The sequence below is a fragment of the Bacillus sp. NPDC057893 genome, from assembly GCF_042796455.1.
Classification (GTDB): domain Bacteria; phylum Bacillota; class Bacilli; order Bacillales; family Bacillaceae_G; genus Bacillus_A.
The window spans coordinates 1,192,265-1,205,312 of the sequence record NZ_JBHVNG010000002.1 but is presented as its reverse complement, the minus strand read 5'-3'; the positions used below and the strand labels follow the sequence as shown (position 1 = coordinate 1,205,312).

At 35.3% G+C, this 13,048-nt stretch carries 17 protein-coding genes; 3 read left to right on the top strand and 14 right to left on the bottom strand.

Going from position 1 to position 13,048, the window contains the following annotated elements; translation table 11 throughout:
- Positions 1-60 precede the first annotated feature (60 nt).
- On the bottom strand, positions 61-1,749 hold the full coding sequence (locus ACFVQC_RS15000; protein WP_377893192.1) for a formate--tetrahydrofolate ligase: 1,689 nt from the start codon (positions 1,747-1,749) through the stop codon (positions 61-63).
- 94 nt (positions 1,750-1,843) lie between these two features.
- Positions 1,844-2,524 (bottom strand): class I SAM-dependent methyltransferase, encoded by a 681-nt coding sequence (locus tag ACFVQC_RS14995; RefSeq protein WP_033717918.1) that lies wholly within the window; start codon positions 2,522-2,524, stop codon positions 1,844-1,846.
- A gap of 361 nt (positions 2,525-2,885) precedes the next feature.
- Here ACFVQC_RS14995 and ACFVQC_RS14990 point away from each other — a divergent pair, with 361 nt between their 5' ends.
- A complete protein-coding gene (locus ACFVQC_RS14990) occupies positions 2,886-3,224 on the top strand; it encodes a permease (protein WP_098775925.1) in 339 nt (112 codons plus the stop codon).
- Between the two features lie 30 nt (positions 3,225-3,254).
- On the opposite strand, the gene ACFVQC_RS14985 is transcribed toward ACFVQC_RS14990, so the two are convergent.
- The 4 genes from ACFVQC_RS14985 to ytfJ form a co-directional block, all read right to left on the bottom strand.
- Positions 3,255-3,467, bottom strand: a complete 213-nt coding sequence (locus tag ACFVQC_RS14985; protein ID WP_002012518.1) for a hypothetical protein — start codon at positions 3,465-3,467, stop codon at positions 3,255-3,257.
- A gap of 69 nt (positions 3,468-3,536) precedes the next feature.
- Entirely contained in the window at positions 3,537-3,857 is a 321-nt protein-coding gene (locus tag ACFVQC_RS14980; RefSeq protein ID WP_002118741.1) for a hypothetical protein, read from the bottom strand.
- 51 nt (positions 3,858-3,908) lie between these two features.
- On the bottom strand, positions 3,909-4,685 hold the full coding sequence (locus tag ACFVQC_RS14975; RefSeq protein WP_002148453.1) for a hypothetical protein: 777 nt from the start codon (positions 4,683-4,685) through the stop codon (positions 3,909-3,911).
- A gap of 160 nt (positions 4,686-4,845) precedes the next feature.
- Entirely contained in the window at positions 4,846-5,271 is a 426-nt protein-coding gene (gene ytfJ / locus ACFVQC_RS14970; RefSeq protein WP_070142179.1) for a GerW family sporulation protein, read from the bottom strand.
- Between the two features lie 130 nt (positions 5,272-5,401).
- Here ytfJ and ACFVQC_RS14965 point away from each other — a divergent pair, with 130 nt between their 5' ends.
- Entirely contained in the window at positions 5,402-6,187 is a 786-nt protein-coding gene (locus tag ACFVQC_RS14965; RefSeq protein WP_377893174.1) for a GNAT family N-acetyltransferase, read from the top strand.
- Between the two features lie 64 nt (positions 6,188-6,251).
- Here the strand turns inward: ACFVQC_RS14965 and ACFVQC_RS14960 are convergent, their stop codons facing one another.
- The 7 genes from ACFVQC_RS14960 to ACFVQC_RS14930 form a co-directional block, all read right to left on the bottom strand.
- A complete protein-coding gene (locus ACFVQC_RS14960) occupies positions 6,252-6,680 on the bottom strand; it encodes a GNAT family N-acetyltransferase (RefSeq protein ID WP_377894173.1) in 429 nt (142 codons plus the stop codon).
- A gap of 3 nt (positions 6,681-6,683) precedes the next feature.
- Positions 6,684-7,049 (bottom strand): cupin, encoded by a 366-nt coding sequence (locus ACFVQC_RS14955; RefSeq protein ID WP_377898595.1) that lies wholly within the window; start codon positions 7,047-7,049, stop codon positions 6,684-6,686.
- 12 nt (positions 7,050-7,061) lie between these two features.
- Positions 7,062-7,547 (bottom strand): GNAT family N-acetyltransferase, encoded by a 486-nt coding sequence (locus ACFVQC_RS14950; RefSeq protein ID WP_002200736.1) that lies wholly within the window; start codon positions 7,545-7,547, stop codon positions 7,062-7,064.
- Complete coding sequence (locus ACFVQC_RS14945) at positions 7,544-8,104, bottom strand: 2'-5' RNA ligase family protein (protein ID WP_377898594.1); 561 nt, start codon at positions 8,102-8,104, stop codon at positions 7,544-7,546. Before ACFVQC_RS14945 ends, ACFVQC_RS14950 begins: the two co-directional genes overlap by 4 nt.
- Before the next feature lie 6 nt (positions 8,105-8,110).
- Positions 8,111-8,677, bottom strand: coding sequence for a GNAT family N-acetyltransferase (locus tag ACFVQC_RS14940; RefSeq protein WP_377894168.1), 567 nt, complete (start codon positions 8,675-8,677; stop codon positions 8,111-8,113).
- A gap of 232 nt (positions 8,678-8,909) precedes the next feature.
- A complete protein-coding gene (locus ACFVQC_RS14935; protein WP_377898593.1) occupies positions 8,910-10,037 on the bottom strand; it encodes a metallophosphoesterase in 1,128 nt (375 codons plus the stop codon).
- Positions 10,038-10,187: 150 nt separating this feature from the next.
- A complete protein-coding gene (locus tag ACFVQC_RS14930) occupies positions 10,188-10,610 on the bottom strand; it encodes a GNAT family N-acetyltransferase (RefSeq protein ID WP_078181692.1) in 423 nt (140 codons plus the stop codon).
- A 131-nt stretch (positions 10,611-10,741) separates the two neighbouring features.
- Here ACFVQC_RS14930 and pdxR point away from each other — a divergent pair, with 131 nt between their 5' ends.
- A complete protein-coding gene (gene pdxR, locus ACFVQC_RS14925; RefSeq protein ID WP_377898592.1) occupies positions 10,742-12,142 on the top strand; it encodes a MocR-like pyridoxine biosynthesis transcription factor PdxR in 1,401 nt (466 codons plus the stop codon).
- Between the two features lie 46 nt (positions 12,143-12,188).
- Here pdxR and ACFVQC_RS14920 read toward each other — a convergent pair whose 3' ends face one another.
- Positions 12,189-13,013 (bottom strand): YitT family protein, encoded by an 825-nt coding sequence (locus ACFVQC_RS14920; RefSeq protein ID WP_377898667.1) that lies wholly within the window; start codon positions 13,011-13,013, stop codon positions 12,189-12,191.
- Between the last annotated feature and the right edge of the window lie 35 nt (positions 13,014-13,048).

Below are 13,048 nucleotides of genomic sequence, written 5' to 3'. Positions count from 1 at the left end.
TGGAAAGGCGCCACTTGATGTATATACAGTTTACAGATAAACGGGATAAATTACAACCTTTTAGAATAAACCTACTGCTTTTCCATCTTCATTTACGTCCATTTGTAGTGCAGCTGGTTGTTTTGGAAGACCTGGCATTGTTAACATTGTTCCTGTTAACGCAACGATAAATCCTGCACCAATTGATGGTTTCAATTCGCGAATTGTAACAATAAAGTCAGATGGACGACCTAGTTTTGTTGCATCATCAGAAAGAGAATATTGTGTCTTCGCCATACATATTGGTAGGTTACTCCAGCCTTCTCCTTCAAATTGAGCTAATTGCTTACGTGCTTTCGGAGCAAATTCAATATCTTTAGCGCCGTACACTTTTTGAGCAATTGTACGAATTTTTTCTTCTAATGGTAATTCTAATTCATAAAGTGGCGCGTAGTTATTTTCACCTTTGTCAATTTCTTTTAACACTTTCTCAGCAAGGTCAACTCCGCCTTGGCCACCTTTCTCCCAAACTTCTGTTAAGGATACTGCATAGCCACGCTCATTGCACCATTCTTGTAGGTAAGCAACTTCTACATCTGTATCTGTAATAAACTTGTTAATTGCAATTACGAATGGAACACCGAAGCTTTGAATTGTTTCAACATGCTTCTGTAAGTTCTCCATACCTTTTGCTAACGCATCTACATTTTCTACTTTTAATTGATCTTTCGCCACACCACCGTGCATTTTAAGCGCACGAATAGTTGCAACAATAACTACCGCTTCTGGCTTAATACCAGCTGCACGTGCTTTAATGTCTAAAAACTTCTCAGCACCTAAATCAGCACCAAATCCAGCTTCTGTAATAACATAATCGCCTAATTTTGCTGCCATTGTTGTAGCGATAACACTATTACAACCGTGAGCGATATTCGCAAATGGTCCGCCATGAATGATAGCTGGTGTATTTTCTAACGTTTGTACTAAGTTCGGTTTTAATGCGTCTTTTAATAGTAATGTTAACGCACCTTCTACGCCTAAATCTTTAACCGTTACAGGTTGATTTGCAAAGTTATAAGCGACAACAATGCGAGATAAACGTGCTTTTAAATCTTGAATATCTGTTGCAAGGCAGAATACGGCCATAATTTCAGATGCTACTGTAATATCAAAACCGTCTTCACGTGGTACACCTTGAACTGGTCCACCAAGACCAATTACTACGTTACGAAGGGCACGATCATTTAAGTCAACACAGCGTTTCCAAACGATTTTACGCGTATCAATTCCAAGTGTGTTTCCCTGTTGGATATGATTATCAATAAACGCCGCTAATGCGTTATTGGCAGTTGTAATCGCATGAATATCTCCAGTAAAGTGAAGGTTAATGTCTTCCATTGGTACTACTTGAGAATAACCGCCACCTGCTGCTCCGCCTTTTAATCCCATTGTTGGTCCAAGAGATGGTTCGCGAAGTGCAATTACTGTTTTCTTACCAATTTTATTAAAAGCTTGACCTAAACCAACTGTTACTGTTGATTTACCTTCTCCTGCTGGAGTTGGGTTAATCGCTGTTACTAAAACAACTTTACCGTCTTTCTCATCTTGTAAACGCTTAAAAATATCAAGAGATAACTTGCCTTTATAATGTCCGTATGGCTCTAGTTCTTCTTCTAAAATATTTAAATTAGCTGCAATTTCTTGAATCTTCTTCATACTTGCTTCTTGTGCGATTTCAATATCAGATTTAACTGTTGTAGTAGTTGTCATATACCCTAGTCCCCCTTTAATTGGTTCTGATGATATTGTATCAGTTTTTTGTATTTTCTGCACTTATTTACCTCCTAAAAGTTCTTTGATTTCGTTATACGTTTTTTAACATAAATACCCATAAGAACGTTAACGATTGTTGTAACTCTGTAGGTAGTTGACCTAACATCTTCTCATTTACTCCACGCTTATATACGCCGGTACCATCTACAACTTCAAATCCTTGTTCTTTTGCTAACTGTTCAAATTCCCAAGGCATCATCGTATTGCAAACAACGTCTTTTCCGTATAGGCGAGGATAACTGTTCTCTCTCGGTTTTGCTGTCGGTCCTAAAATTGCAATACATGCGTATCCATCTTTCTTTAAAACACGCTTTATTTCATTTAATGCTTGCAATGGCTCCTCGGTCCATTCTAAAGAATTAATTGCCATAATTGCTTCAAATTTCTCATTTTCAAATGGTAATGAAGAAAGATCACCTTTTATAAAAGATAAGTTTGGACCTTCTCCGCGTTCCTTACCCTTTTGAATCATAACTTCCGATAAGTCCACCCCAACCGCTTTGTACCCAGTAAGACTTAATTTATATGTACCATACCCATCACCACAGCCAACATCTAACACTTGTACTTCTTTTTCCACGTACTGCTCAAAAAATGGAATGATTGTACTCCTGCTCCCACTATCCCACATTTCTTGACTATTTTGATTCCAAAACTCTGCATTGTTATCCCATTTTTTCTCTGCCGATTCATGCCAATTAAACTTCGTCATACATTCCCCTACCTTCACGTATTATCCTTCATTTCATTCTACATCATGTTCCAAAATCCCTGTTTATCTTCATAAGGAGATAAAGTGAAACCTTTAATCAGTGGGGGGTTTTTGTTCGTCCCCCATTGATTATTAGCCGGCACCAATCGTGCTTTTACGGGCAGCCTGACTCCCACCTAACTTCTTTGCTCCAGCCGAATTTTGAGGTGGGAGTCTTACTACCCGCAAATAGCGGGATGAACAAGATAACAACGGAATCTATTTTCTCCAATTTTTGCTTTACTTGGGTTTAACTCATACTCATGTTCTGTTCCTTATGAAAGATACTATAGATACACCCAATTGAAAGAGAGGGATGTACATGCGAAGAAAGAGAAATCATCATTTTAAAAGTGGTGAAAAAAAAGAAGAGTATGCAGCTGAAATATCTCCAGCTGGTATTCCGATTAGACATGAGCGCAAAGAAATTGCAAATGAAATAGAAGGTACAAATACCGGTGCAATGATAGGCTATGTCGCATTATTTCTTTCGTTATTCTCCATTGCTTTTTATCCTGTTACACTCGGCTCCCTTGCTATTTTAGTTGGCTTATTAGCTGTCAATTTTGGAGCGAGAACACTTGGATATACCGCAATTGGTTTTGGCAGTTTTTCTGTTTTATTCACTTTACTCTATCCGCTTGCTTTATCAGCGTTTTAAAAAAAACACACCAAGTTATACTTGGTGTGTTCATTCATGATACAACATGATATGACCGCATCCACAACAATGCTTCGCTGTAATTTCTTGAAAAACTGGATAATTTTCTTCATCTCTATGCTCAATAAACACCTTTTCAAATCGGTACATGTTTGGCGCATATGCCCAATCTTGTTTCGTACGCGCATATAATGTTGAAGAAAAAAACTCCTCACCACCACAAACGATACATCCCTTTTTCATCAATACCCCTCCTATGCTTGTCTTACTTCATCTATATGAACATAAGCATAAAAAAAAGACCTTCTATTACTAGAAAGTCTTCTCTGAAACAAAAAGAAATGTACCGAATATACCTACTCCGCTATATTCTTTCGTAACACCAGCTTCTGTTTTATACGTTTGCTTTACAGTCATAAAGAAAACACCATTTCGTGCATCAATACTTTCAAACTGTAATTTCTCTTTTTTTTCATCTACATTTTGCGTGCATTCAAAGCTACTCTCGTCACATTTCAATGCATACTTATCCTCTAAATACAATTTAAAATCTGATTCTTTCGGACAAGTTATAAGTAATATCGCCACGAGAATAATACTTACAATACCCACAATTGTATAATATTTCTTCATTTGTTCTCCTTTCAAAAGACAAGAAAACTTGACTTCATGCGCCAAGTTTTCTTAGTCTACAACCCATTGCCACTCTTGTTCTTTCTTATCAAAAATGAGCCAACCCGTTTCTGTTGCTTCCGCTTTCAATTCATCAATATTATCTAGTACCTCATCCGTACTTTCGAATGATCCTACTACATATACCGGAATTTCAAGACCTCTTCTCGACTCAATTTTCCCCGCTAAATCAATGTATAACCCATCTTCCATTAACGGCATAAGCCCAAGGATAACTTCCTTTGAAATTGCTGGGAAAATTTTTGATTTTTGGAAGAAAGTAAAACGTTTCTTACCGAAAGCACCGAGTTTATAAGGAATGACTTTACTTAGCATTCCTATAAAATCACCGATTCTACGGTAATACACTTTGTTGTACCAACCGTCATCATGTGAAAAATAAACAAATCTATTTTTCAACAACGGAAAGAATGTTCTTGCAAGTGGTTCTTTTTTATGAGCCAAATATAAAAGCTCTGCAATTTCTTTTGGCTCTAGTTCATCTAAATCGCTTGCATCATCAAAATCTACCCAACAAAATTCATCAAATTCATCAATCTCTGCTTGAATGAGTTTATGTATATTTTCTTCCTCGACATATTCAAATAAAGTATGATAATGAAAATCTGTCCACTCAAAATTATGCTTTAAAAGCAATACTTGGTGAAGTGGTGAAGGGATGTTACTTGCAAACTCTTTAAACGTAATTCCTGATGTAATAAAACAATGACCCCGACGATTACCATTAATATATATCATATTTTTTACTTGGTCAGATCCTCCAGACAAAGCACCTAGCCACCTTCGTTTTATATGTTTCAATTCTATAGCATATTTTAACATGAAAAATTTTAGAAACATAGAAAAAACTTCAAAAACTATTTACAATTTCATGTGTTTTATTACATACTGATTACAAGAAAAAACGCCTGCTCATAAGCAGGCGTTTTTAAAGGATATCATCTGGATTTTGAGGGTGATGATTCCCCTCTTTTTTTTCATCTTTTTGGAACATCGATTGAATTTTATCGATTGTTTGTGGAGCTAATTCAATTATTTTTTCCGCTAAATGTGTCGCATTTTGTAAATGAAGAATATTTACCCCATCTTTATTCACGACTAGAAATGCTACTGGTGTAATTGAAACACCACCCGCACTACCGCCACCAAATGCAGGTGTACCGTTCGCTCTTTGTCCATCATTTGTCTGGAAGTCAGATCCTCCAGCTCCAAAACCGAACGCCACTTTAGAAACCGTTAACACTACACCACCGTCAGCCGTTTGAACAGGCTCTCCAACAATCGTATTTACATCGACCATTTCCTTCAAATTTTCCATTGCTGCTTTCATTAATCCTTGAATTGGATGATCCACCGTTCATAACCTCCTTTGTCATATCTTTCCTAGTTTTTCCGAAACTTTGTGAACTAAACATAAAATTTTATATTGATTTCAAAAATAAAAAGTTATAATATTTAGAAAAATAAAAAGAGGTCGGTTTACTATGCTCAAAAAATTAACTCAAAATGATCATGAACAAGTACTTTCTTTTCTAAAAGAAGAAGCAGCAATGAATTTATTTATTATTGGAGATATTGAAGCTTTCGGTTATGATACAGCTTTTCAAGAATTATGGGGAACATTCAAAGAGAACGGGACATTAAAATCAATTTTACTCCGCTTCCACGATACATTTATACCGTATAGTAAAGGAGAGTTTATGGTCGCTGACTATGAGGCACTTCTTTCCGTATATAAGCCGCTTAAACTCTCTGGCAAGTCAAACATTGTAGAAAGATTCGAAACTGCTCCAAGTATACAACTAGGTGCCAAAAATGAAATGTATTTTTGCGAATGTCCAGATAACAACAACTTACCTAGCACGCCTGTTCAAGAAACAATTAAACTTGCCTCACTAGATGATGTAGAGCTAATTATGCAATTACGAAATAACATCGCTGAATTCCCAGCTGCTAATAAATCAGAGAAAATGTTAAGGCAAGCTATTGAAACAAATACAGGACGTACATACTATATTGAAAAAGACGGCGCAATCATCGCATCCGCCTCAACTTCCGCTGAAAATTCATTATCCGCAATGGTAGTTGGTGTATGTACACACCCGAATTATCGCGGGAATGGATATGCTTCGCTCATATTACAAAAAATGATTCAAGACTTTACGAAAGAAGGCCGAACACTTTGCTTATTTTATAACAATCCAGCTGCTGGACGAATTTATAAACGATTAGGGTTTAAAGATATTGGGATGTGGACGATGTATCGTTAAAAAGCCGATTTATTCATCGGCTTCTTTTATTTTATATTTTGCTATTCCAGCTTGAACTATTTTCTCACTTCAAAGTCATAATTACTTGTCTTTCAATGAACCCAAATTCTTCGTACATCTCTTTTGCAAAATTTCCAGCAAATACATTCAAACGAATTTCTGAATACTTCTCCTTCAATTCCTTAATACCAGCCTCCATAAGTTCTCGCGATAATCCTCTCCCGCGATATTCCGGGAAAACGTACAGTTCATATATAAATCCAAGTTTTTCACGAGAAAAATAATCAGTATTTTCACCTATTAATATCCATCCCATTACTTTATTTTCTTCTTTAATGACTAAATAATATGCTCCCTTTTCCACTATTGGCTTTGTTATTTCAATCGCTTTCTCTGTACTTAACTGACAATTCCCTCTCGTTCCTTCAAAAAGCGATTGAGCTGCATAATGTAATATTTCTTTTGTATCTTCTTGATTTGCCTTTTCTATCATTTTTCACAACTCCCCATCACTAATAGGCATTAATATCGCTTGTTCAAGATTCTCCGCTTCCATAACAATTGCCATTAACCCCTGTTCTGTACTCGTTTCATGAAGCTCTCCCTTCTCCCAAAATACAGCTTGTCCAGCTTCTACCTTCACTTTTTCTTTATCTGCCCCGCATACATACCCTTCGCCGTCCACAATAAGAAGCAGTTGAGATACAACTGCTTCATGATATCCGATGATTCCATTCTCTTGTAAATGCATGGCACCGATATGTATATCCCCTTGATGTTTTAATATTTTTGACATTATAAAGTTAGATTGAAATGCTGATATATGCTTTCCCACTTTTTCACTGAAATCAAAAATTTTCATTTCTGATCCTCCTTATATGTATAAAACCATTCTCACTGTTTGTAGCATATGCCCTTCGAAATCTTCTTCAAATTGCTCTAAAGCCGCAAAACCTTTTGCTTCATAAAATCGTTTTCCTTTTTCATTTTCCGCTTCTACATGAATGTACATTTTTCGAATCCCTTTTAACGTCGTGATCCCTTTTTGTAACAAAGCTGTCCCTATCCCTTTCCCTTGCTGATCTGGCAACAAATAAATTGCACCTAATTCTGCTTCGTTTTGCAGTCTAATTGGTGAAAAATTTGCAAAGCCAATTACTTCTCCCTCTTCTTCCGCAACAAATAAATGTGTATTTTCAAGGCGATATTTCATTTTTTCATCGGAATACGCTTCATTTAAAAAGTTGTCTTGAATCGCTCTCGGAATAATTCCTTCGTAAGTATCATGCCAAGCTATTTTCGCTACGTTTTGTACAGCATGAATATCTTCTTGCTTCATTTCTCTAATTACATATGTCATCTCGATGTCTCCATTCTCTTTAAATTACACTCTGCTAAAATACTAGAAGAAACGGCAGAACCATTTTCATAATTTACTTTAATTAATTCTAACTTCTCAATCGAAGCTGTTGTAACATCAAATTTTTCATATATATACTCCATTACACTTAAAAACTGATTTGAATTTAACTGATTAGCAATCGTGCAATGCGGAACCCATTTTTCTGGTACGTAATATGAGTTTGGATTATCATGAAAAGTTTTGAAATAATCATGATAAGAATGATGAAATCTTAATAATTCATTGGTAATGGTCGGTGCTAGAAAGATCGTTCCGTTAGTAGGAAAAGTTCCAACAGAAGGAAAAGTTACAGCAGCAATGTTCTCTTGAAAAGCTACAAACTCCTTTAATTTCTCCGTATATAAATTAACATCTAACTCATTATAATCAGCCAATGTAATATGGGGTTCTACTCCAGCTAGTTGGTTTGTTCCGATTATATTCGTTAATTCACTTTGCAATTCTCTAATTTTATAAGTAAACACTCTATCAAATGTAGCAATAATAGCGTACACGCTTCCTCACCCCTTCGTTACACAAAGCTCTTCCCATTCTTCACGAATCATTCCCATTCGAATAGAATCATAGTATGTTCCGTTATAATATCGACAATTTCGCATTCTACCTTCTAATCGCATTCCTATTTTTTCCGCTACTTTCATCATTCGTTCATTTCCAGACCAAGTTGTGAGCCCTACTCTACCAATCTCCATATTTTCAAATAGTAAATCTCTATATAGTGTTAATGCTTCTGTACCGTAGCCACCATTCCAGTATGCTGGGTCATAAATAACGATTCCCATCTCTAACCAACGCGTCGGTTTATGTTCCCAATAAAAACCTACTGTCCCAATGATTTGACCGTCATTTTCGACAACTAAATTCGATAGCGGTTCTTCTTTTAAACGTTTTTGTGAATTTTCTTTATATGGCGTGTATTCTTGCATTGAAATTGGAAAGTATGGTGCATCCCATTTCTTCCATTCTGGGTTTTCTTCTTTATATACAATACTCCATAATGTTTTTATATCTGATTCTTCTATTGTACGAATCGTAACTTTTTTCCCCTTTAATATAACGTTTTGCATAATTTCCTCCTACATCTCTCTTTATTTCATATATAATTATAATGTTTTTTCTGAAAAATCAAAAACAAACCTCTACTCTATATTATATAATTTTGTTATAAGATACGAATTATTTATGTAAGTTCGCTAATTTTTTCGAGTTTAATTTAGAAACGGAACTTCGGAAAAATTTAGATGAAGTACGAACTCGTAACATAGTTAATAAAAAATAGGAGGCTATATCCCTCCTATTTTAGCTAAATATTTTATTTCCCTTCTTTTCTATCTCAAGAAGAATCCCTTTCTCTATCCAGCCTTCTACACCATCTTTTTTTATTAAATCATATCCCATGCAGCTACCATCAATTAAAGAAACTGTATCCCCTTTTCTAATATTGATTTGCGCGCAAGAAATATCCGTTTTCACTGTATACTCACCTGATTCAAGTTGCTTTATATACTCGCTTTTCACATAAAGTAGTTCATTTGTTCCTATTTGTTTACATATAGTAAAATCTTTCATTCTCTCCACAGGCTCTATGTAATAATGCGGATATGTAACCCCGCCCTGCATTACTGAATTCGCATTAAAATCAGCCAATACTGCATACGCTGGAAAATAGTCTACATGTGTATAAGAAAACGTATCACCTGTAGGTGTCCTCTGAATGATAAATGCGTTTAATTGACCTGCTTCTTTAATCGCATTACCACCATCAATCGCGATAATTTTTTTATTCTTATCGATAACCGGATTATTAGACGGCGCCTTCTCGGAATAGTTCACAACAGGCCAATGTCCAACAATTACGTACTTATCCGCTCTGTGTGACCTATTAAAAAACTCTGGCATTGCTATCGCATTTTTCCTGTCTGTTTGTTTCCAATCCTCTCTATCTTCAAGCCCTGCATGTACAAAGATATAATCCTCTGTTTCAATAACAGTTGGCAATTCTGTTAGCCACATTATTTCTTTAGAAAAATGGCTCATCAATATGTTTTTCACTTCACAAATGTCACTTTCTTCATTAATGGTAACGTTCAATTGCCCTAGCCATTCATTAAAAATTGTATTTTTTCGCGTACATAAATAATTTATTAGCGCAGGATTTTCATTTACAAGTGCTTCAACTACAACTTCACAATTCCCTTCAACTACATAAACATTTGGCTTGCTAACTACTAGATCCATCACATAGTTTACGACGCCAATGCTATCGTTCCCCTTCTCACAAAGGTCGCCATTTATAATTAAATAATCATCATCTTTAAAATTAACTTTATGTAATAATTCCTTTAAAAGATTTAATTCGCCATGAATATCAGATATTACGATAACTCTTACACCTTTTGGGATTAATAGTTTCTGAATTTTTTCCAAGTATAAACTCCCCTAACCTTCTTTAAATTCAATTTTATCGTCTCAATTATAAAGAAACTATTCGACAAAATAAGCAATTACCCCTCTTCATCTTATACTTCTAAATAAAAGTAGGTTCTATATGTTATCTCACATAGAACCTACTTAGTATTATAACTCTTTATAAAAAGAATAGCTTACCTTATCATAGCCTTCTCTTTCATAAAAACGATGGGCATCAACTCTTGGAAACGCTGATGTAAGAACGATAGAACTGCACCCTTTTTCTTCCCCCCATCTTTCTACATATGACAGCAGAACCTTACCATATCCTTTTGATCTGTGAGCTTTCGCAGTTACAAGATCATATACGAAAACATGTTTCTCATTATAGAAATTCGTACAAATCGCTACACCTGCAAGACAAACAACTTCATCATCTTCATTCTGTAACGAGAGTAGTTTATAATTTTCGTCTTTCATTTTTTGAAATAAAGAACTTGCTTCTTCTCTTGAAAGTTTCGTTCGTAATTGCTGTAATACGGGGAATACATCATGTAAATCAGCTTCTGTTACTACTTCTCTAATATTCATTATGATTCTCTCCTTACTATTTATAAAATTTTCTAAATGTTATATCATTATTATAAAAAGTAACTGCCCCTAACTTAAGTGACAGTTCGATTATTTTTTATATGGCCAGTTTTTAAAGGAGAATTCATAAAATGGATCTTACTATCCCATTGCAATTAGAAAGTAAAACACCAATTTACTTACAAATTTACGAATATATGAAACGAGAAATCTCTCAGGGATTACTACCTGCCGGTACACGCCTTCCTTCTCACAGAAATTTAGCGGTACAACTTAATATTAGCCGTATTACTGTTGAGTCTGCTTATCAACAATTACTAGCTGAAGGTTATGTAGAAAGTAAACCGAAACGTGGGATTTTTGTTGCAGAAGTTGATATTGATGTCATTCAAAATAAACAACAAGTTATGTCAAACAGCGCTAACAATATAAAAAAAGAACAATATGACTATGATTGTAGCCAAGGGCTGATTGATCAAAAAGCTTTTCCAATTACAAACTGGAAAAGAGCATTACAAGAAACTTTATTCCAGTATGAAAATGAATTATTTGCTAAAGAAGATCCTCAAGGTGAGTTCGTTCTACGAGAGCATATTTCAAAATATTTATATCATGCCCGCGGGGTACATTCTTCACCTGATCAAATTATTATCGGAGCCGGTACGCAGCCTCTTCTTTGGCTACTACTTCAACTGCTTGGTTCAAAAAAAGAATACGGAATCGAAAATCCTGGATTTCACCGTATAACTGCTATGATTCAAAGTTCTGGCCTTCCTGTTTACCCTATTTCATTAGATGATAAAGGGATTCGTATTTCAGCTTTACGTGAATCACGTTCCAATGTAGCATACGTCACTCCATCACACCAATTTCCTCTTGGAATGATTATGCCATTATCTAGAAGGCTCGAATTATTAAGATGGGCCAATGATTGCGGAGGATATATTATTGAAGATGATTACGACGGGGAATTTCGTTATGTAGGAAAACCTATCCCCTCTTTACAGGGACTAGATTCAAATGAACGCGTTATTTATATGGGAACTTTCTCGAAATCCTTTTTACCTTCTTTGCGAATGGGGTATATCGTTTTACCACCTCATCTATTAAAAATCTATAAAGAACTTGAAGGTAAATTTAAACAAACTGTTTCCACAATACAGCAACTCGCTTTTGCAACCTTTATTCACAATGGTGATTGGGAGCGTCATTTAAACCGTAGTCGTACGTTATATAAAAGAAAGCATACATTACTAGTTAAATCTATCAAAAATGAAATGGAATCTCGTGTTCAAATACTCGGCGAACAATCAGGACTTCATATCGTACTTCACGTTCATAATGGGATGAACGAACAAGAACTTATTCATGCCGCTGCGAAACAACGCATTAAGTTGTACCCTCTCTCAACATACGATTCTGTTCATAATTTAAGCGAGGCGTCGTATGTATTACTCGGTTTCGGCAGTATTCCAGAAGATTGTATCGAAACTGTTGTCAAATTACTGAAAAGAGTCTGGTTCCCTAACTAAAAATAACTCCACGCAAGTTATACTTACGTGGAGTTATTTTCATTCACTATTTTTCTGATACTTGCCCTGATCTCGCTGTCCTTCCTGGACGCTTTACACCAGTTGTTTCTGTTGAATAAGAAGCTTCAATTATAGCACTTGGATCTACAGAGAGAACGAGATCTTTCATTTTCGGATAAATGAAACGGTTTGTAATACAATAAATAATTCTCTGGTGCTCTCCTAAAAAACCACCTTCTCCATGTAGATACGTAACAGACAGTTGTAATTCTTTCATAAGCAGTTCGCCAATTTCTTTATTTTTATTCGAAATAATCATGACGCTCTTTCCTTGATTAATACCGTCTAATATGAAATCAATTATCTTCGTAACAATATAGAAAATTGCTAATGAGAACATCGCTTGCTCAATTGAAAATAAAATAGCAACAAATACAAAGATAACTGCATTTACAGCAAGTAAAAATGTACTAATTGGTACTTTAAAATGCTTGTTCATCCAAACAGCTAACATTTCTGATCCATCAATTGCTCCGCCCATTTTTACAACGATTCCAACACCAACACCAAATAGTACTCCTCCATAAAGTACAATTAATAATTCTGAAGTCGTAATAGCTGGAAATGGCTTTAAATAGATCAATCCAAGTGTTGTAACAACATTTGCATAGGATGTACGGATAAAAAACTTCTTTCCCATTACTTTTGCAGTAAATAGTAAAATAGGAATATTAAGTCCTAAAAAAACTCCGTAAAGCGGTAATCCTGCAACTTTATTTGCCATAATAGCAATCGCAGTTACTCCACCATCTACTAATCCATTAGGGGCTAAAATAAGTTCCAGTGAACCAGCTACAATAATAGATCCAATTTATATACACAAAAGTTTCACCATTACAGTGGTTT

Coding starts and splice junctions, on each gene's coding strand:
- ACFVQC_RS14985 (WP_002012518.1), bottom strand. CDS start 3,467: ATGAAAAAGGGATGTATCGTTTGTGGTGGTGAGGAGTTTTTTTCTTCA.
- pdxR (WP_377898592.1), top strand. CDS start 10,742: ATGGATCTTACTATCCCATTGCAATTAGAAAGTAAAACACCAATTTAC.
- ACFVQC_RS14980 (WP_002118741.1), bottom strand. CDS start 3,857: ATGAAGAAATATTATACAATTGTGGGTATTGTAAGTATTATTCTCGTG.
- ACFVQC_RS14950 (WP_002200736.1), bottom strand. CDS start 7,547: ATGACATATGTAATTAGAGAAATGAAGCAAGAAGATATTCATGCTGTA.
- ACFVQC_RS15000 (WP_377893192.1), bottom strand. CDS start 1,749: ATGACAACTACTACAACAGTTAAATCTGATATTGAAATCGCACAAGAA.
- ACFVQC_RS14930 (WP_078181692.1), bottom strand. CDS start 10,610: ATGAATATTAGAGAAGTAGTAACAGAAGCTGATTTACATGATGTATTC.
- ACFVQC_RS14965 (WP_377893174.1), top strand. CDS start 5,402: ATGCTCAAAAAATTAACTCAAAATGATCATGAACAAGTACTTTCTTTT.
- ACFVQC_RS14995 (WP_033717918.1), bottom strand. CDS start 2,524: ATGACGAAGTTTAATTGGCATGAATCGGCAGAGAAAAAATGGGATAAC.
- ACFVQC_RS14955 (WP_377898595.1), bottom strand. CDS start 7,049: ATGAAAATTTTTGATTTCAGTGAAAAAGTGGGAAAGCATATATCAGCA.
- ACFVQC_RS14960 (WP_377894173.1), bottom strand. CDS start 6,680: ATGATAGAAAAGGCAAATCAAGAAGATACAAAAGAAATATTACATTAT.
- ACFVQC_RS14990 (WP_098775925.1), top strand. CDS start 2,886: ATGCGAAGAAAGAGAAATCATCATTTTAAAAGTGGTGAAAAAAAAGAA.
- ACFVQC_RS14940 (WP_377894168.1), bottom strand. CDS start 8,677: ATGCAAAACGTTATATTAAAGGGGAAAAAAGTTACGATTCGTACAATA.